At 64.9% G+C, this 17,959-nt stretch carries 18 protein-coding genes; 8 read left to right on the top strand and 10 right to left on the bottom strand.

The annotated features are described in order from the left end of the window. Positions 1-23 precede the first annotated feature (23 nt). Positions 24-884, top strand: coding sequence for a galactan export ABC transporter permease subunit Wzm/RfbD (gene wzm, locus ABTV10_RS27620; protein WP_499035522.1), 861 nt, complete (start codon positions 24-26; stop codon positions 882-884). A gap of 633 nt (positions 885-1,517) precedes the next feature. Here the strand turns inward: wzm and ABTV10_RS27615 are convergent. From ABTV10_RS27615 to ABTV10_RS27600, 4 genes are all read right to left on the bottom strand, one after another. Beyond that, positions 1,518-2,639 carry a hypothetical protein gene (locus ABTV10_RS27615; RefSeq protein ID WP_499035521.1) on the bottom strand — a complete coding sequence of 374 codons (1,122 nt, stop codon included), beginning with the start codon at positions 2,637-2,639 and terminating at the stop codon, positions 1,518-1,520. A 97-nt stretch (positions 2,640-2,736) separates the two neighbouring features. Next, positions 2,737-3,051, bottom strand: coding sequence for a hypothetical protein (locus ABTV10_RS27610; protein ID WP_499035520.1), 315 nt, complete (start codon positions 3,049-3,051; stop codon positions 2,737-2,739). 68 nt (positions 3,052-3,119) lie between these two features. Continuing rightward, entirely contained in the window at positions 3,120-4,037 is a 918-nt protein-coding gene (locus ABTV10_RS27605; protein WP_499035519.1) for an alpha/beta hydrolase, read from the bottom strand. Positions 4,038-4,330: 293 nt separating this feature from the next. Further along, complete coding sequence (locus ABTV10_RS27600) at positions 4,331-5,308, bottom strand: NAD(P)/FAD-dependent oxidoreductase (RefSeq protein ID WP_499035940.1); 978 nt, start codon at positions 5,306-5,308, stop codon at positions 4,331-4,333. 206 nt (positions 5,309-5,514) lie between these two features. Here ABTV10_RS27600 and ABTV10_RS27595 point away from each other — a divergent pair, with 206 nt between their 5' ends. After that, positions 5,515-6,021: a MarR family winged helix-turn-helix transcriptional regulator gene (locus ABTV10_RS27595; RefSeq protein WP_499035517.1), complete on the top strand. Its 507-nt coding sequence runs from the start codon at positions 5,515-5,517 to the stop codon at positions 6,019-6,021. A gap of 341 nt (positions 6,022-6,362) precedes the next feature. Here the strand turns inward: ABTV10_RS27595 and ABTV10_RS27590 are convergent, their stop codons facing one another. Next, complete coding sequence (locus tag ABTV10_RS27590; RefSeq protein WP_499035516.1) at positions 6,363-6,587, bottom strand: hypothetical protein; 225 nt, start codon at positions 6,585-6,587, stop codon at positions 6,363-6,365. Positions 6,588-6,797: 210 nt separating this feature from the next. Continuing rightward, positions 6,798-7,658, bottom strand: a complete 861-nt coding sequence (locus ABTV10_RS27585) for a LysR family transcriptional regulator (RefSeq protein WP_499035515.1) — start codon at positions 7,656-7,658, stop codon at positions 6,798-6,800. Between the two features lie 147 nt (positions 7,659-7,805). Between ABTV10_RS27585 and ABTV10_RS27580 the strand changes: the two genes are divergently transcribed. Continuing rightward, on the top strand, positions 7,806-8,660 hold the full coding sequence (locus tag ABTV10_RS27580; RefSeq protein WP_499035513.1) for an amidohydrolase family protein: 855 nt from the start codon (positions 7,806-7,808) through the stop codon (positions 8,658-8,660). A gap of 111 nt (positions 8,661-8,771) precedes the next feature. Next, positions 8,772-9,605, top strand: a complete 834-nt coding sequence (locus ABTV10_RS27575) for a mycofactocin-coupled SDR family oxidoreductase (RefSeq protein ID WP_499035512.1) — start codon at positions 8,772-8,774, stop codon at positions 9,603-9,605. A gap of 38 nt (positions 9,606-9,643) precedes the next feature. Here the strand turns inward: ABTV10_RS27575 and ABTV10_RS27570 are convergent, their stop codons facing one another. Both ABTV10_RS27570 and ABTV10_RS27565 read right to left on the bottom strand, forming a co-directional pair. Beyond that, on the bottom strand, positions 9,644-10,264 hold the full coding sequence (locus ABTV10_RS27570; protein ID WP_499035511.1) for a TetR/AcrR family transcriptional regulator: 621 nt from the start codon (positions 10,262-10,264) through the stop codon (positions 9,644-9,646). A 45-nt stretch (positions 10,265-10,309) separates the two neighbouring features. After that, on the bottom strand, positions 10,310-11,047 hold the full coding sequence (locus ABTV10_RS27565) for an SDR family NAD(P)-dependent oxidoreductase (protein WP_499035510.1): 738 nt from the start codon (positions 11,045-11,047) through the stop codon (positions 10,310-10,312). A gap of 104 nt (positions 11,048-11,151) precedes the next feature. Between ABTV10_RS27565 and ABTV10_RS27560 the strand changes: the two genes are divergently transcribed. The 3 genes from ABTV10_RS27560 to ABTV10_RS27550 are packed head-to-tail and all read left to right on the top strand — an operon-like array spanning position 11,152 to position 14,326. Further along, entirely contained in the window at positions 11,152-12,762 is a 1,611-nt protein-coding gene (locus tag ABTV10_RS27560) for an AMP-binding protein (protein ID WP_499035509.1), read from the top strand. After that, positions 12,759-13,562 carry an enoyl-CoA hydratase-related protein gene (locus ABTV10_RS27555; RefSeq protein ID WP_499035508.1) on the top strand — a complete coding sequence of 268 codons (804 nt, stop codon included), beginning with the start codon at positions 12,759-12,761 and terminating at the stop codon, positions 13,560-13,562. Before ABTV10_RS27560 ends, ABTV10_RS27555 begins: the two co-directional genes overlap by 4 nt. Beyond that, positions 13,559-14,326 carry an enoyl-CoA hydratase/isomerase family protein gene (locus ABTV10_RS27550; RefSeq protein WP_499035507.1) on the top strand — a complete coding sequence of 256 codons (768 nt, stop codon included), beginning with the start codon at positions 13,559-13,561 and terminating at the stop codon, positions 14,324-14,326. The genes ABTV10_RS27555 and ABTV10_RS27550 overlap by 4 nt, the downstream gene beginning before the upstream one ends. A gap of 89 nt (positions 14,327-14,415) precedes the next feature. Here ABTV10_RS27550 and ABTV10_RS27545 read toward each other — a convergent pair whose 3' ends face one another. After that, the gene (locus ABTV10_RS27545) at positions 14,416-15,021 is read right to left on the bottom strand and encodes a TetR/AcrR family transcriptional regulator (protein ID WP_499035506.1); all 606 of its coding nucleotides are present in this window, start codon (positions 15,019-15,021) and stop codon (positions 14,416-14,418) included. A gap of 38 nt (positions 15,022-15,059) precedes the next feature. Between ABTV10_RS27545 and ABTV10_RS27540 the strand changes: the two genes are divergently transcribed. Beyond that, positions 15,060-16,043 (top strand): alpha/beta fold hydrolase, encoded by a 984-nt coding sequence (locus ABTV10_RS27540; RefSeq protein WP_499035939.1) that lies wholly within the window; start codon positions 15,060-15,062, stop codon positions 16,041-16,043. 119 nt (positions 16,044-16,162) lie between these two features. On the opposite strand, the gene ABTV10_RS27535 is transcribed toward ABTV10_RS27540, so the two are convergent. Then, the gene (locus ABTV10_RS27535) at positions 16,163-17,677 is read right to left on the bottom strand and encodes a DUF4185 domain-containing protein (RefSeq protein ID WP_499035505.1); all 1,515 of its coding nucleotides are present in this window, start codon (positions 17,675-17,677) and stop codon (positions 16,163-16,165) included. Positions 17,678-17,959 lie beyond the last annotated feature (282 nt).

Genomic DNA, 17,959 nt, shown 5'->3' with positions numbered 1-17,959 from the left:
CAGCGCCGCTAGCCTCGGATTCCATGCCACTATCCTCCGTCGACGTGCCGGATCGCCCTGCCGACATCCGTGCCGACTCCCAGACGTTCCGTCGCGCATTCCAGGACCTCCGCGACGGGTTCAGGCAGCGCGAACTGTGGCTCAACCTCGGCTGGCAGGACATCAAGCAGCGATACCGCCGGTCGGTGCTCGGTCCGTTCTGGATCACGATCGCCACCGGTGTGCAGGCGACCGCAATGGGATTGCTCTATGCCTTCCTGCTTCATGTTCCTCTCGACTTCCTCCTCCCCTACGTCACCGTCGGCTTGATCGTGTGGACGATGATCAGTGCGTCGATCCTTGAGGGCTCCGAGGTGTTCATCGCCAATGAGGGCCTGATCAAGCAGCTGCCGTCGGCGCTGAGCGTGCACGTCTACCGCCTGGTGTGGCGACAGCTGCTCCTGTTCGCCCACAACCTGGTGATCTACGTGATCCTGTTGTTCTTGTTCGGCGTGTGGCGACACCTGACATGGCCCGACCTGGCCGCGATCCCCGCCTTCGGTCTACTTGTCCTCAACACCCTCTGGGCGTCAATCCTGTTCGGCATCTTCGCCACCCGCCACCGCGACATCGCCCCGATCCTGAGCAGCCTGACGCTGCTGCTGTTCGTGCTCACCCCAGTCATGTGGACCACGCAGGCCCTCGAAGACCGTGCCGCGGAACGAGCTCGTATCGCGGAGATCAACCCGCTCTACCACTATCTCGAGATCATTCGGGCGCCACTGCTCGGACAGGACCAGCGGGCCTATCACTGGTACATCGTCCTGGGCTGCACCGCGGCCGGATGGGCGCTCGCGATCTACGCCCTCCGTAAGTATCGGTCCCGCGTGCCGTATTGGGTGTGACGCCCACCCACGCCGGCATGGCGGCCCGCCTCGCCCACCTTCGCGCAGACCTTCCTGCGGCGATCTGTACGCCGGTGCGATCCACTCAACTTCCTCAAGCACGTCGGACTTCTCTGCGGACCCGAACGTACCCTGGCTGGCAGGCAGAAGCGATCACGGGGAATGGGCGGGCGAGGGCGAGATCGATTTCCCCGCCAGCTGTTCCGCCAAACCGTCGAGTGAGAGACCGAGACGAGCGTCTGCCCGCCGCCTGGTTCGCCATCGTGACCGCTGTTTCAACATTATTGGCCAGATCTCGGTGAAGATCCGCCAGGCGGCTCTAGGGGCCGAGCTCGATGGTTGGGACATCGTAGTTCGACAGATGGGCACCGCCGGTCAACTACCCAGCCGTGAGCGGCGGGGCTTGCAGCTGTGGCCCCTGGCTGGATGCCAAGTGCCACGGTCGGGGTTCCTCGCAAGAACCAGCTGAACTTCGCCCACGCCACCCACGCGATCAACCGACACATCGTCAAGGCCGTACGCGCGACCTACTTCGCCAGCGCCTGAACCCACCAGGACCGGGCGGCGATCCTCACCCGCCCGTCGCCCGTGAACGCCGCATCCGACAAGGCCGCGACGTGCGGCGCGATGTGATCAACGCTGCGGATCTTCGGCCCAGGAAGGATGCTCCCCGTTGGCATCGCGCACCCACGTCCGGGAATCGTCATAGCCGAGGTTGACGGTGTCGGTGAGCCAGTAGGTTTCGTCGGGCGCCCATCCTGCGATGACACTCGCTGCGTCGGCATCGACGGCGATGGCCGTCCCCGCCGCGGATAGGTATCCCGCCACCGTGAGATGAACACCGTCGTACCTCTCGGAGACCCGCGACCAGTCGGGAATGACCCATCGCCCTGCACGGCCCGTGGTGCGGTACCAGTCGTGCCTCTTCTGCGCGGTGACGTCCGCCGGGAACTGCCTGCACAGCTCTGCCCACGCCTGTGCACCGTCCACCTCGTACACCCGGGCGCTGGCAGGGATGTTTACTCGTCGCGTGACGGCGCGCTCCCATCCCATGCTGTCCTCGACGAACCACAGCCCGGCCGGGGTCCCGTCGAACAACAGCCGGGTCGAACACCGCGTAGGCGGTGTCGACCACCACCAGCCGGACCAGTTCGCCGACGGATCCGCCGGTCGATCGCGTTCCGCTCGCTTTTCCTCCTCGGCAGTTCGAACACGGTAGTCACGCAACAGTTCTGCGGCCGCCGGTTCGATGGCCGTCGCGTCGAGAGGTTCCGTGTGCTCGTCGACCCAACCCACCAACCACTGATCGGTCGCAACGACAGCTGTCGTCCACCACTGCGCATGCGGCGACCGCGCGACGTGCTCAGCAACCCTTCGAAGCTCACCCCACACAGACTCGCCGGCGACAAGAACGTCCTCACCGTCCGGCTCCTGCCAGTAGCGCGCCGAGTCCACCGCGGCGGCGAGAGCCGAGCGGAGCGCGGTCGCCGTCACCTCCGGAAGCTGAACCCGAGACAGCCGATCCGCCACCTCGTCCGAGGTCACGACGGTCCTTCGCGCCTCCTCCGCACCCGGCCCGAACAGAACCGTTGCGGTACCGCGAGCGACGTTGAGGTGATACGAGGCCAGAAACACCGCCGAACGCAACGAGTCTTGTTGCGACTCGGGGCCCGAACTGTGCTCTGCGCCCAGCGCGTACTCAAGCAGCAACCTACGCCCCCACGGCCCCGCCAATAGCATCTCCGCTGCATCCATCCACCCACCATCCCAGATACCCCACAGGCGGGTAGCGACAGTGAGCGACCCGCACGCCGCTCACAGTCGCGCTACTCCGATCGCCCCCGCGGTCCGGCTACCACGAGGTGCGCGTGCTGCGACGCGCCCGCCGGTGAGCCCATACCGCAGAGATCGCCACCAAAGCCCAGCCCGCGAGAGCAGTGACCGAAGCCGGCCAGTCGAACACGAAGTGCTGAACATGCACATCGTCGGAATCGGCAAACGCACAGCTCGCGCCAACCACAGGCAGCCACAGGCGCGTTGCCTTATAGACGGGACCTCCGTCACTGGCCGAGTCCTGGACACTGACACAAAGATCGGTAGCCGAACTGCCGACACCGACGAACGACAAGGCACCGAAACCGACCACCACAAGCACCAGACCGGCCACAGCGAGAACCACCGACAGCCAAGCTGCTCGCCTCACGCGAACTCCCGTCACGTCGCCGCCAAACACAGTCAGCCGTGTTCTGCGACTTGTGCAATCACCGATCGTGCAGCGGTGATCAGCTGCGTCAGTCCGGGTTCCTCGATCGGGAAGTGTCCGCAGTTCTCGAGCAGGAAGGACTGGGTTGGTGCGGCGATGCGGTCGAGGAATCGCTGGCTGGGCGGTGGTGGGGTCCATCGGTCAGCCGCGGGGTGAAGCAGCGTGACCGGGGCGGCGGTGAACTGCTCGGGAACGGCGTGCGGGTAGGTGAACCAGTCAGCGAGGAATCCGACAGGGACCCGGACTCCACCGCCACGTGGATCGGAACCACACAGACGTGACAAGTCAGGGTTGTTGCTCATCCGGTCCATGCCCACAAGCCACTTGATCGGCAGCCGTAGGCCACCAGCCACTCGTGCAATAGGCGGCAGAAGCGTCGGTGCAGCCTTCCCCGCAGCTGCCCATCGGGCAGCGGCCGCGCGCGCCTCGCGATCAGCGGGGTCGAGCAAGCAGGTCGCCAGTACTGCAGCGACTTGGCCTGTGCGAGCGGCGACCTCGTACGCCATCATCCCGCCCATGCTCGCGCCGAAGAGAATCAGTGGACGCGGATCGACGGCGCGTTCGGCATCGACCAAGTCGCAGAGAAGGTCGATCCAGTCGTGGTAGCGAACCTGCGCCGGCCGAGGTTCGACAGTGAGTCCATAGATGGGCATATCCGGGAACAGGATATCGACTCCTTCATCGGCGGCGAGGGCCGCGAAGGGCCAGAGAGCGTTTGCGTGGCCGCCGGCCCCGTGGATGCCCATGACACGAACGGGCGCATCGGCGCGAGGGGCGCGCGCGATGTGGACGCGGCGACCGCGCCACTCCCACCATGTCGACTCCGGTTCGCGGTGAGCCGATCGATAGCTTTCCGGAAGGAAGCCGGCGTAAAGCTCTGCGTCGGTCATGTGAATCTCCCCCTGTTGCACGTGATGTACCGGGATGAATCTGCACCCGCCGCGGCCCGCCTCCCCTCATCGAACCTGTTCGGCGCGGCGACATCGATACTCCCCTAGGCGATGTCCTTCGGCCTGGTCGTGACGCGTTCCTTGACCAAAGTCGAGAACACCGCCCAGGACGGACCCGCGGCGGTGGCTTCCTCGGCTGTCACCAGCTCAAGCGCCAGAGCCGCGTCCGCCCCTTTCACTGACGCCGACGACCCGGACATCGGGCAGGCCGAACAGCAGGGTTGCCCGCCCGGTCACCGGTGATCGGCAGGAATCGCTGCGACAGCCTGCTCAACGTCCTGTTCGAGGAGGAAGTGGTTGAGCGCAATCGCAGCTTTCGTGCCGGCGCCCGCGGCATTGATCAACTGAGCAGGCGAATCAACGACATTGCCCGCCGCCCACACCCCGGTCACGCTCGTGTGGCCTGTGGGATCGGTACTCACCCACCCGTCCTCGCCCGCTTCACAACCCAGACCGGTCAGCAGCTCGTCACGAGGCACGAACCGCGGACCGACAAACGCCACCGACCGCGGCACAATCTGGCCATCGGCAAGCTCGACACCGCGCAACTGGTGGTCCCGCACCGTCAGACCGGCGATCTGTCCTTCGACGATGCGGATCCCTCGGGCGGTCAGCCGAGTACGTTCCTCGGCGGCCAGGACGATTTGGTTCGGGAAGAAGGCAACGTCCGAGGACCACTGCCGCACCAGCAGCGCCTGGTGCAGCGTGAACGGCCGGTTGTCACCACCGAGCACTGCGAGCGGCATGTCACGCACCTCGTATCCGTGACAGTACGGGCAGTGCAGTGCGTCGATGCCCCACCGTTCACGCAGGCCAGGGATCTCTGGCAGTTCGTCACGCAAGCCCGTCGCCACGACAACGCCCCGCGCGGTGAGATCGGGGCTCCCGTCACACCGCACGACGAACCCTCGGTCACCGAGTTGCTCGATCGCCGCCGCCCGAGCCTGCACAACCTGGCCGCCGTACCCGGCCAGCTCGTCCCTGCCGATCGCGAGCATCTGCGCCGGCGCCATTCCGTCCCGGGACAGGAAGCCGTGCACATGCTGTGCCGGGGCGTTTCGAGGCTCGCCGGCATCGAGCACCGTCACCCGGCGACGAGCCCGGGCAAGGACTGTCGCGGCGCTGAGCCCCGCCGCTCCGCCTCCGATCACTACAACATCGCGCTCCACTACCACTCCCTTCCAGACCACACCGCCCCTGTTCGTAGACATGCTTCGATCAGGGTCGATAGGTCGATTCATGTTGACGCTCAAAGTTTCCGGGTAGCGCCTGCGCCTGCCTGCGGAGCCGGTGACCCACCCACCTGCCCCGCGGTCGTACATCAGGAGGCATCGATGGGTCGGCACTGCTCTAGCCGGGAACCGCGGGTACGCTCGCAACCTAACAGATTTGTTTACTGGTTAACAAAGGTGTGGTGATGGCCGAGTCGTCGCTTCGAACGCAGACCATCGCGCTGTGGAGTGAGCACAACCCCACCCTGGACACGTCACCGATGGAGGTCGTGGCCCAGGTGAAGCGAATCGCCTCGTTGCTCGAGCTCGCCGTCGAACGTGCCTACGCCGGAGCGATGCTCACCGTCGCCGAGGTGGAGCTCCTCGTGCCGCTGCGCTACGCAACCGAACCAGTCACGGCCATCCGTCTCGCCGAACTCCTCGGCATGTCGAGGGCCGGGGTGAGCAAGACCCTAGCCAAGCTCGAGCGCCGGGGGATGATCAGCCGCACACCCAATCCTGCCGATCGACGCTCGGCGCTGATCAGACTGTCTGATGCAGGCATTCGTGCCGTCGACGACGTGTTCCCCCGCGAGCTCGAGGCCCATGCGACGCTGCTCGCGGGATTGGGGAAGGACCGCGCGAAGGTCCTCACCGCGTTGAACCATCTGGCCGACACTATGGAACTTCAGCTCAACCGATCTGAGGGGTAGTCAGCTGCGCGTGCCCGGTCAAGATCGAAGAGCCGTCATACCCGGCTACTGGAGGGCTCCGCCGAATCCAATCTGTGTGACTACAGGTGCCCGATCGGTGTGACTACCGAATGATCCGGCTAGTCAATCAGTTTGGAGCGTGGCACCACTCGACTTCGATGAGCATCCGTCGAACGCGTCGAACTACAAGCAGAGCAACTGACCGCGAACGCGAGCGGTGAGGGGCCTGTGTCCCGTGGGAGGGTTGGCGCGGATCACTCCGCGGTGCCGGTGATCGAGGAAGGTCGTAGGGGCGGTGCTGTACGGCGGTGCTGTACGGAGCCGCCCCCCTGTCGCGATGCTCACTGCGATGTGTGCGTCTCGAGAGCGAGCAGGACCGAGGCATGGAGCTTTCCATCGATGAGAACGATCGAGTGAGAGATCGAGATGAGCGTCTGCCCCTCCGTGTGGTTCGCCATCGTGACTGCTGTTTCGACATGATTGGCCAGATCTCGGTGAAGGTCCGCCAGGCGGTCGTAAGGGCCGAGCTCGATGGTTGAGAGGTCGTAGTTTCGTTCCTGGCCCATAGCCCAACGTTAGCGACCCGGCACAGCGATCGAGCAGACGGTGGGATGAGCCCGGAACCTGGTGATCCGGCTTCGCATCCTTATCGCGCTTGTCGGCTTCGCCGTCATCGTGTCCGGATCTCTTGCGCTGCGCGGTGACGGCTCCACGGACTCCGTTACAGCGCGGCACTTTTCGCAGATTGCGGTCTTGCTCGATCGCCGATGCGGCTGTCAGTGAACGGCGAGTTTCGAGGCCACCGTTTCGATGATCTCGCTGGTTATTGCGTCGTCTCGTCCGCTGAGGTACCAGTCGGTGTCCCATGTCGGGCGGACTGGGCGCCATGTTCGATGGGAAGGTTGTTCGGCGGCCACGCATTCGACGCAGATGAGGATGGTTCGGTCGTCGTCGACGAGGTCTGAGCCGGTTGCTGCACCGAAGGTGGTGGTGCGGCTCCACGTGGGTGGAACGCCTGCCGAAGTCAGGGTCCTTTCGACGAGGGTGTTCCATCTGCTCAGAGTGTCGTCGATCGAGACGATCGGGTAGTCGGCGAGGTCGGACAGGCTGATCGCGCTCTTGGTGGCGAGCGGGTGCTGGGTGGAGATGAGGGCCCCTACCGTTTCACGGGCGAGCAGCCGCGACTGTATCCCCGGGGCACGTATCGCCTCGCCCACCGCGAGGGTGAGGGAGCCGCCGACAAGCCCTTGGCGGACTTGATTGTGCGGCAACGTGGTTTGGCGGATTGCCTGACCAGAGTATGCCGTACGCAGTGCAGAGAGAACCTGGCGGGGGACTGTCAGCGACGAGTCGGAGACGTGCACATGCAGCAGCGGCGGTGTGCCGGCGACGCGCCGGACGGCAGTGACGGCGTCGGTGACGTCGATGAGGATCTGCCGTGCGTGTGTGGCCAGCAGTGCGCCGGCCGGGGTGGGGTCGACGGTACGGCTGGTTCGGTCGAAGAGCTTGACTCCGAGGCGGCGCTCGATTCGCAGTATCGCTTGGCTGAACGCGGGCTGGGCGATATGCACGTGCTGAGCAGCGCGAGTGAAGTTGCGCTCGGCTTCCAGTGCGGCGACGTACTCGAGTTCACGCAAGCTCACATCTAGCATGTCAACAGACTAGATGCCTTTCGAGAAAGTGTTGGTGCTCTCTCTCGAACCCGCTCAGGATTGCAGGAGTTGAGTTCACCGGCGTTCCGCCTCGACGAGGCGTTCCGCCTCCGCAACCTTGGGAGCTGAGAAGTGACGTTCGATGTTGTCGATGCGCACGTGCATCTGTGGTCCGTAACCGAAAATCAGTGGTACCCGGCGCTGTCCCGGATGGCTGAGCAGCTCGATCGCCCGGATCTGTTCCAAGACTTCCGCCCATCCGACTATGCCGAGGCTGCCGGCCGATTCACGGTGGGCGGCTTCGTCCACGTCTCTGCCACGACTGCCGAACGCGCGTATCTCGAGGAGCAGACGTGGGTGGAGGGTGCCGCCGAACAGGCCGGGCTGAATCTGGTGGCGATCGGAACTGTCGATCCCACGCTGTCGTCGTCGGAGATCGTCGCTGACCTCGAACGGCAGGCGCAGAGTTCCCGATTCCGTGGCGTGCGTGTGTTGTACGACTTCGAACCCGGAAGCCCTGCCGCGGACACCGTCCTGCGGTGGCTCAACGACGGGGGGTACGTGTTCGATCTCGTCACCCAACCTCGGGCAATGACCGCATGGCTCGCAGCCCTGGAACAGTATCCCGATCTGACGGTGGTGTTGGAACACTGCGGTTGGCCTCGATCCACCGACGCTGCCGATCGCGACCAGTGGCAGGACGCGATCCGCGCATGCGCGGAGCAGACGAATGCCCTGTGCAAGATTTCCGGGCTGGGCATGGTGACCGGTGACCTATCGGAACAGGCCCTACGCCCGTGGGTGGAGGAAGCGATCGACGCTTTCGGATGGCATCGTGTCGCTTTCGGTTCGAACATGCCCATCGACACGATCGCCGGCTCCTACCAGCAGCTCATCACGTCCATTCAGAACATCGTCGAGGGGACGTCGGATGTGGAACAGAAGGCGTTCTACGCGGACAACGCACGCCGCTACTACAAGCTCTGACCATCCACGAGGCGACGCGACTGCCGACGCTTCGCGCATCAGCCCGCCGAAGAGTCGCACCAACCCGCGGTCTCGGACCTTGCACGAGAATTGACGAAAGGCCATGCACCCATGACTGACTTCACCGGAAGGGTAGCGCTGGTCACCGGTGCCGCTCGCGGACAGGGCCGCGCCCACGCCGTCGCCCTCGCCGAGAAAGGCGCCACGGTCGTTGCGCTCGACGTCTGCACGGACGTGGAGACCATTCCCTTCCCGCTCGCACGAGCAGAAGATCTGAAAGAGACTCAGCGACTGGTCGAGGCGACCGGATCCAGATGCTTGACTTTCGAGGTCGATACCCGCGACAGCGAGGGCATGGGATCGATTGTGTCCCAATGCCTGGAGGATCTCGGCCGGCTGGACATCTGCGTCGCGAACGCTGGCGTTGTCAGCTTCGGGAAGGTGCAGGAGCTGACCGACCAGCAGTGGTCGACGATGATCGACATCAACCTCACCGGCACCTTCAACACCCTGCGGGCCGTCACGCCGGCGATGGTCGCGCAACGCTGGGGCCGCATCATCACGGTCACATCCGCTGCCGGGCGCGCCGGCGCACCGAATCTCGGGCACTATGCGGCCTCGAAGTGGGGTGTGATCGGTTTGACCAAGACGCTGGCCCTGGAGACGGCGGGAACGGGGGTGACCGCCAACACGGTGTGTCCGGGAACCGTGTCCACGGACATGGTGCACAACGGCGCGATGTACTCGCTTTTCGCTCCCGACATCGCTCAGCCGACCCGGGATCAGGTGGAGGGTCGATACGCGAGCCTCAACCCCATGCGGGTGCCGTGGAGCGACGCCTCCGACATCACGGCCGCCGTGCTGTATCTCGCGTCGGATCAGGCACGGCACGTCTCCGGGACAACCCTCGAGATCGACGCCGGCGTCTCCGCCCGGCATCCGTAGGACGACGCCCTGCGCGGTGTCCGTGGGGTGAGCCGGTGTCAGGCCACCCCACGGCGCACGCCGCCGAGATACAAGCGCACGCACCGATCCGCCAGGCGATCCAACGGATACACGTCTGACGGCTCGAACCACCGCACGGTCAGCCAGATCCCGTCCCGGATCAGCCGGAAGGTGACACGGGCATCGAGCTGCGGGTCGAATTCCTCTGTCTGGATTCCTTTTTCGAGTGCCGAAAGCCAGTACTGCTGGAGCGCGCGCGTCTGCTCCCGAAACACGTCGTCATCGACTGCACTTAGGACCTTGGAATCACGTGCGTAGATTTGCGAGGCGTGCGGATGCTTGTGCGTCACCACCAGGGAGGCCCGAATGAGATGCTCGAGCTCGGCGGCGGCGTCGAGTTCCCGGTCGTCGAGTTCCCGGTAGGCGCCGATCAATTCGTCGAGATAGCGGGCCACGACCGCGGAAGCGATCGCTTCCTTGGTGGGGAAATAGTAGTAGAGGTTGCTCGATTGGACCCCCGCCTCCCGGCCGATATCGCGAATCGAGGTGGCGGCAACACCGTGCTCGGCGAACAAGACCGCCGCATGGGCGAGGATCTGCTCACGCCGGTGATCGCCCTTCGGTCGCGTCGGGCGTCGGCCGTCTGTACGTCGTGACATGCGTCCCTTCCCCGTCTTGGTCTCGGCCGAACTTCGGAAGTGAATCTAGGCCATGGTGAGTCCGCCACTGACACTGAGGGTCTGACCTGTCACGTACGCGGCAGCACGAGAGCCTAGGTAGGTCACGGCCGCGGCGACCTCCGATGGTTGGGCGAGTCGGCGCATGGGGATGGAGCGGACGAGCGCATCGCGCAGTGCTGGGGCGTCTGCGGAGTACGCGGCAGTCATCGGGGTGTCCGAGGGGCCGGGGCAGACGCAGTTGACCGTGATCGAGTGCCGGGCGACCTCGCGGGCAAGGGACTTACTGAAGGCGATGACACCACCTTTGGCGGCCGAATACACGGCCTGCTGCGCCGATCCCACACGGCCCGCGTCGGATGCGACGTTGACGATTGCTCCCGAGGACTGCTCAACCATCGTGGGCAGAACCTGGTAGCAGCAGTTGAGGGTGCCGACGAGGTCGACATCGAGGATCGCCGCCCAGTCGGTGGGCCTGCTGTCAACGAACAGTCCGGGGCGATCCACCCCAGCGTTGTTGACCAGAAGGTCGATCCGCCCGAACTCCGCGACCACTCGGCCGAACGCCTTCTCGACGGCACTCATCGAGCTGACATCGGCGCACAGATCCAAAGCGGACGACGAGCGATCGTCTCCCTCGGCACCGAAGGAACGGTCGATGACGACAACCGACGCCCCGAGCCTGTCGAGCTCGCGCACGATCGCCGCTCCGATGCCCCGGCTTCCCCCCGTAACGACCGCGACTTGATTCCGGTATGTGCTCATGCCGAAAAGTATATCGATCGATCAATTATGTGCACGACCCATGCAATATCTGCAGCTAATGCACGGTTGACAAGCGTTGATCGAGTGGTCAATTATCGTCGTCCATGAGGAGTGAGACGAACACCACTGAAGAAGCGCGCACCGTGCCCGCTCTGCTGCGGCACGCGGCAGCCCGCTGGGGCAGTCAGGAGGCAGCCGTCGACGCCACCGACCGATTGACGTTCTCCGAGTTGCACGAACGAGCTCAGCGGGGAGCCCGGGCGTTACGCGCCCGCGGACTCGGCGACGGCGACCCCGTTGCCATCTGGGCACCGAACTCCGTGAACTGGGTCGTGGCGGCTCTGTCCGTGCATTGCGCGGGCGGGATCGTGGTCCCGCTCAACTCGAGGCTGCGAGGCTTCGAAGTGCTCGAGGCTGTCGAGGACTGCCAGGCCGCCATGCTTGTCCTCGAGGACAGGGCAATCGGAAAGAACTTCACCACATTGCTCGCCGAAGCCCAATGGGAACGCGAGCGCGAGTGGGACGGGCTCACGGTCTACCTCGACGACGGCCCTGAGGGTCACGCCTCGGCCCGACACCTGACCTGGCGTCAGCTTCTCGACGACGGCGCCTCATCCGAATCTGACGCACTACCCGTTGTCGGCGCCGACCAGACAGCGGACATCTTGTTCACCTCCGGAACCACCGGACGCCCCAAAGGCGTTGCCATGACCCACCGGCAGGTGTCCGAGCTGGCACGATCATGGGCGACGCGAGTCGGGGTCGACAATCACGATCGCTACCTAGTGCTCAGTCCGCTCTCGCATACCTTCGGCTACAAAACCGGCCTGCTCGCCTGCCTCGCCGCCGGCGCAACCATGATCACAACGCCGACCGCCGACCCCCCGACAGTTGCCGGCCTCCTGACGCGAGAACGCATCACCATCCTCCCCGGAGTGCCGACGGCACTGAGCGACCTGATGGATGCCCCCGACCTCGCACCGCCCGATGACCTCTTCATCCGTGTCGCAGTCACCGGCGCAGCCCCCTGCGCCCCTGAACTCATCGAGCGCATGGGTACACGGTTCGGCGCCGCCGCGGTGATCAGCGCCTACGGACTGACCGAAGCCGGACCGGTGACAATGTGCGGACTCGACGAGCTGATCACCGACATCGCACATACCACCGGCCGCCCACTCGACGGCGTCGCGATACACACCCGCGGCACCGACGGCACCCCGACCCGGCCCGGCGTCGCAGGCGAGATCTGCGTCAGGTCCCGCTTCCTCATGCAGGGCTATTGGGACGCCGCAACACAGACAGCGGTATCCGACCTCGACGACGAATGGCTTGCCACCGGCGACATCGGCGTCATCGACGACCGGGGATACCTGACAATCGTCGATCGCCTCAAAGACGTCATCCAAGTCGGCGGGTTCAGCGTGTACCCCGCCGAGATCGAACGCGTCCTGCAGGCGCTCCCCGATGTTCTCGACGCGGCAGTCGCGGCCCACCACGACCCGCGACTCGGCGAAGTACCCGTTGCCTACATCGTTCCCGCGACCACAGACACGAAGGCGGAGAACATCATTGACCGCTGCCGCAGACGCCTGGCCAACTACAAAGTGCCTCGCCACGTGTACTTCGTGAAGGCCCTACCACGCAACGCGACGGGCAAACTGCTTCGCAGCCAGATCGGCAACACCACCAGAACCACCCGAGAGGACAACAATTGACCACCCCCGAGCCCGTGCGCGTGGAGCGGACCGGCAACATCGTCACCCTGACGATCGATCGGCCACAAGCACTGAACGCCATCAACGCCGACGTCCACGATGTCATGGGCAACGCCCTCGTCGCAGCCGACGCCGACCCCGACGTGCGTGTCATCATCGTCACCGGCGCCGGCGAACGCAGCTTCAGCGCAGGCGCAGACCTCAAGGCCCTCGGGCGAGGCGAATCGCTCTACCCGACCGATCAACCACCCTCATCGCAATGGCGCCTCGGCGGGTTCGTCCGCAACCACGTGACCACGCCGATCATCGCCGCGGTCAACGGCCTGGCCCTGGGCGGCGGGCTCGAGATCGTGCTAGCCAGCGACCTCGCCGTCGCATCCGAACACGCCACCTTCGGACTACCAGAAGTCCGCCACGGACTGTTGGCGGGCGCCGGCGGGGTCTTCCGCCTGATGCGACAGGCCCCCCACAAGTTTGCGATGGAACTGCTCCTCACCGGCAACACGATCGACGCCGACCTGGCACACCGCTGGGGGCTGGTGAACAAGGTCGTGCCCGCGCACATGCTGCTCACGACCGCCCACGACTACGCCGAAACAATCGCGAACAACGGCCCCAACGCGGTGCGCGCATGCAAGGCACTGGCACGAGGCATCCACCACGGACGCATCCCATCCGAAGATGCACAGTGGGAACGCAACGACGAGTTCGTCTCCCAGCTCCGTGGAGGCGACGAAGAACTCGAAGGGCTCCGGGCGTTCTCGGAGCGACGAGCACCAGCCTGGGCCAAGACATCATGACCACCGCGCGTAGGGGGAACGGGCACGACAGTGGAGTACGGTCCCGCCGAACAGGACATGGGCTCGTCATCGAACTCACTCATGAACCCACACAGAACTCGCTGTCGATCTGCGACTTCCGCGACCTGACAGGTCAACTCCGCGCCGCGGACGCAGACCACTCGGTCACCTACGTGATCATCCGATCTGCGACAGCCGGACGGCACTGCGCAGGATTTCGCCTCGACAGCGAGGCCGCGTCCTCACTTGCTGACGGCACCGCAGCCGAGGCCAGCAATGCCATGATGGAGGCGCTGTCGGCCACCTCGTGCCCCACCATCTCCATCATCGACGGACCGGCAATCGGCGCCGGCTGCGAGATCGCGGTTCGTTGCGACCTCAGGGTCGTCACCGACAACGCCACCTTCGCAATACCCGCTGCCCGACACGGATTTCCCTACCCAGCGAAATCGATCGCTGTCCTCACACAGCAATCGAGCAAACCCGCCGCCACCGCCCTACTGCTCGGCGAAACCATCAACGCCACCACCGCGATCTCACTCGGCATCGCCCAGAGCCACCGGGGATCAGCGTCCACAGATGACATCGAACAATCACTCCACAGACGCTTCGGCCCACTGCCCCCGACCGTCACCCGATATCTGATGGCGGCAGCCAATCACCCAAACCCACACTCCGACAGCACCATCGCGGCCGCCGAACGCGAAGTCCGTGACAGTGAAGCATTCAAAACCACCCTCGCGAACCTGAAGGGCCAGAGATAACACCACCCCTCGGCCCCCGACTACTTCCGCCCAATCCGACTACATCGCGCGCCCAGTCCGCCTTGCTAGCAGCCCGCCTGAGAGGACAATCAAGCAGCAGACTCCGCGCCGAGCACACGATCGAGGAGACGGTCGACCAGGTCGATCGCGAGCTGCGGCCTGTAGTGGCCGGGGAGCATTCCCTGGGCAATTCCGCCGATGGCAGCCAAGATGAGTTCGGCGTCGAGTTCCGGGTTCACGGACTGCGTGAGGTGCTCGGCTCGACGAAGCTGGTCTGCCACGACGGCGACCAAGGCGCGCGGTGCGGCCAGTGTTTCTTCGGCAGTGATGCCGTTGCCGGAGATCGATGCCGTGTTGAAGGCGCCGAGGACGATTGCTTCCTCGCGGCGCGGGTCATCCAGTGGTAGCAGTTCGTTCAGTAGTGCGCTGATGGCCTCGCGCGGGGTCGCGTCGTCACCGAGTGCTTCCCACCGCTGCATGAATCGGACGGCGGCGGTCTCCATCACCGATCGGTGCGTCGCGAGCAGGAACTCCTTCTTGGTTCCGAAGTAGTACTGCACGAGCCGGACCGAGATTCCCGCTTCCGCGGCAACGGATTGAAAGGTCACCGCCTCCAGGCCGCCCGCGACGATGACGCGCCGCACAGCGCTGGTGATCTCACGCCGCCTCACATCGTGGTCGACCAGTCGTGGCACGGGAACCGCCCGCCTCTCCAGCTGAACGTCGGAATTTGATGGTACGAACATATCCTAAACGTGATACGTTCATACCATCAACGCACACGAGAGGGAGGCTCATGTCGAAGATCGGGCGGTTCAAGAACGACGCATCACGCGAGGCGCACCAGCGCGCCTACCAGGCAATGGAAACTTTGTGGCCGGTTCCGTCGACGCAGTTGGACGTTCCGACATCGTTCGGGACCACGCATGTTCGGCGGTCCGGCTCCGGCGCCAAGACGCCGATCGTTCTGCTGCACTCGGTCGGGGCCAACAGCTTGCAGTGGCACTTCGTCGTCGAAGAGCTGAGCCAGGACCGGGTCGTGTACGCGCTCGACACGATCGGGACCGCCGGCCGGAGCGTGCAAACCGCACCACTGACCAGCGAATCTGACTTCGCCACCTGGATCGGCGACGTGCTGAACGAACTCGGCGTCGACCACGTTCATCTGGTCGGCTACTCCCACGGCGCGTGGCACGCCGCTCTCATGGCTCTGCACGCGCCGGAGCGGTTGGAGAGCGTGACCCTCATCGAGCCCGGTGGCGTGTTCGACAAGCCATCGTGGGGTGTGCTGTTCAAGATGATCCGCTTCGGGATGCGCCGCACCGACGAGAACATGAAGAAGATGAACGAATGGATGACCCCAGGCTACGACATCCCTGAGTCGCAATTCGCTTGCGCGAAGGAAGCATTGAACTACCGGCCCGGGATCGGCTGGGCGCGGGTACTCAAGGACGGCGAGGTGCGATCCATCACGGTTCCTGCGCTGGTGATCTACGGCGCCGAAACCGTGGTCGCCACCCCCGAGCTCGCGGCGACCCGCGTCGCGGAGCTCCTGCCCCAAGCGGAAATCGAGGTCTACCCGGGGACCGGACACGGCGTCCTGGGCCAGATTCCTGACCGAGTCATTCCCCGGATCGTGCAGTTCGTTCAGAGTCACGATCAGTCCAGCGAATCGAATGTCGATCGTGCACGTGATCGGAGGAATCCGGCTTCTTGATCAGGCGATCAACGCTTGCAGCTTTCTGGTCGGCGTCGCACCGTATGGTCCGCCAGACCGCGCATCACGCCAGTGCCGGCCACCAACCTGGACGTGCCATCTGCGCCAGCATGTGTCACTTATGAAGTCGCTGTGGTTCTGGTGACGGAATCCCACCGAATCCATCCCCCTTGGAAGTCGGACCGACGCCCGCCGGACACCGCATACTCGTCGCTCGCGGGGAACCCGAATCGGCTGTCCTCGTAGCCTTCCTGGCCCCACCGGGTGAAAATGGCACCGTAGATGGCGTGGGTGCCGGCGCTGGGGTTGAAGTAGATGTTGCCTTCGACGAATCGGTTGAAGCGGCCTTGCCCGTTCGGGGTGCCGAGTTCACCGCTGGTGGGCCACCCCAACGCCGCTGTGGGGCCGCCCATCTGGTGGTACTTGTCGCCGATCAGGCCGTAGGTTTCCCACGCCCCGGTGGTCGGGTGCCAGTAGATGCGGCCGTGCTCGAAGTCTTGGGCCTTTCCGCCGGAGAGGTCGTATTCGTTGGTGGTGGCGTGGCCGAGAGGGCTGGTTTGGGCACCGATCTGGCGGTAGCGGGCACCGATCGCACCGTGGACGGTCCGGACGGGGGCGGCGGGTTCGATCGTCGTGCGGAACTGCATCGCGTGATACGGCGTGCCCGTGGCGGTGTTCCACTGCGAAACGATCAGATGCAGGTTGTCCAAGGTGGATTCGGGGTGGACGTATCCGCCGTAGATCTGCGCGTAGGTGCCGTCGTGCGGGCCCCACTCGCCGCCCGCGACCTGGACCACCGGATCCGACCAGACCCCGTCGACCGTGGCCGCGGTGCGGGTGACGACTGCATACGCGGTGGGGTCGAAGTAGGTGAGGACCCAGGTGCCCTGGACGTAACGCAGGCACATCTCTCCGACCGGACCGGGCAGGATCGGTGTCGGGGGGTTCCCCCACGCCCAACCGGTCCCAGCAGTCCAACCCCACTCCTGGTACGCGGCAGGGTGCAGGATCTGCTGTTCCGGGACCCGGCGCAGGATCATCCCGTTCGGGTTGTTGCGGCCGAAGGCGGTGGAGATGACGTAGACATAGCCGCCGAAGCGTTCCATCGTCCACATCTGATTCAGGGCCCCGGCCCGGTTATCCCACCGCGCAGGGCTGAGCTGCCAGTTCTCGCCCCCATCGTCAGAGTAGGCGAGGTAGGTGAAGTTCGACGACCAGTTCTGTGACGACCACGAGTGCACGCTCATCACCGACAGATAGGTGCGAGAGCCGATCGTCACCGCATCCGCCGGGATCACGGTGAACTCGGTGCCTGGCGACTCCCGATTCGGCAGCTCGCGGGTGTCGTGTGCGTTCGGCAGGATCTCCTTCGCATAGCTGCCGCCCGCTGCCGAGGAGAACACGATCCCGGCATCCAAAGTGGTTGTGGTCGACCGCAGCATCACCGGGCTCCGCCATCCCGGACCTCCCGGGAACTCGGACTGGAAAGTGTCCCCACAGAAGAACCCGAACCGGCCATCGGACAGCCGAACCGGAAACGCGAGGTCGGTCCCACCGACACCCCACGCACCTGTCCGCCCGCCGCCAGTCAGGTTCTTCACGAACACCGCCCGCACATCCACACCCGCCGTCATCACGACTCCCCCTCACACAGGCCGTCCAGGGCCATCAGAGCACCCACAGGCATATGCCCGATTCATCCCCCCATTGACCAGTAGACGGCTTCGGCGCCGACGGTTCTCGTAGGCTCGCCGAAGTGAATGAAGATCCGGATGCCCCTCCACGATGACCCGCCCAACCTCGACTCAGCTCCTGGCCACCACGGCGGTCTCTGGCCTCTGTTCAGGGCGGGCGATGCTCATCGGCTGGCGATAGATCGCCCATCGCCGACTAGCCCTGGTTTCCCCTCAGACGCC

The sequence above is a fragment of the Paraburkholderia sp. RHO2 genome (assembly GCF_050955445.1).
Taxonomy (GTDB): domain Bacteria; phylum Actinomycetota; class Actinomycetes; order Mycobacteriales; family Mycobacteriaceae; genus Prescottella; species Prescottella agglutinans_A.
Note: the sequence above shows the minus strand (reverse complement) of the source record. Positions and strands in the feature narration are given on the sequence as shown.

What these genes read in the sequence shown, in the direction of transcription:
- wzm (WP_499035522.1), top strand. Translation starts at nt 24, where the DNA reads ATGCCACTATCCTCCGTCGACGTGCCGGATCGCCCTGCCGACATCCGT.
- ABTV10_RS27615 (WP_499035521.1), bottom strand. Translation starts at nt 2,639, where the DNA reads ATGGATGCAGCGGAGATGCTATTGGCGGGGCCGTGGGGGCGTAGGTTG.
- ABTV10_RS27605 (WP_499035519.1), bottom strand. Translation starts at nt 4,037, where the DNA reads ATGACCGACGCAGAGCTTTACGCCGGCTTCCTTCCGGAAAGCTATCGA.
- ABTV10_RS27600 (WP_499035940.1), bottom strand. Translation starts at nt 5,308, where the DNA reads ATGTCTACGAACAGGGGCGGTGTGGTCTGGAAGGGAGTGGTAGTGGAG.
- ABTV10_RS27595 (WP_499035517.1), top strand. Translation starts at nt 5,515, where the DNA reads ATGGCCGAGTCGTCGCTTCGAACGCAGACCATCGCGCTGTGGAGTGAG.
- ABTV10_RS27590 (WP_499035516.1), bottom strand. Translation starts at nt 6,587, where the DNA reads ATGGGCCAGGAACGAAACTACGACCTCTCAACCATCGAGCTCGGCCCT.
- ABTV10_RS27575 (WP_499035512.1), top strand. Translation starts at nt 8,772, where the DNA reads ATGACTGACTTCACCGGAAGGGTAGCGCTGGTCACCGGTGCCGCTCGC.
- ABTV10_RS27570 (WP_499035511.1), bottom strand. Translation starts at nt 10,264, where the DNA reads ATGTCACGACGTACAGACGGCCGACGCCCGACGCGACCGAAGGGCGAT.
- ABTV10_RS27565 (WP_499035510.1), bottom strand. Translation starts at nt 11,047, where the DNA reads ATGAGCACATACCGGAATCAAGTCGCGGTCGTTACGGGGGGAAGCCGG.
- ABTV10_RS27560 (WP_499035509.1), top strand. Translation starts at nt 11,152, where the DNA reads ATGAGGAGTGAGACGAACACCACTGAAGAAGCGCGCACCGTGCCCGCT.
- ABTV10_RS27550 (WP_499035507.1), top strand. Translation starts at nt 13,559, where the DNA reads ATGACCACCGCGCGTAGGGGGAACGGGCACGACAGTGGAGTACGGTCC.
- ABTV10_RS27540 (WP_499035939.1), top strand. Translation starts at nt 15,060, where the DNA reads ATGGTACGAACATATCCTAAACGTGATACGTTCATACCATCAACGCAC.
- ABTV10_RS27535 (WP_499035505.1), bottom strand. Translation starts at nt 17,677, where the DNA reads ATGACGGCGGGTGTGGATGTGCGGGCGGTGTTCGTGAAGAACCTGACT.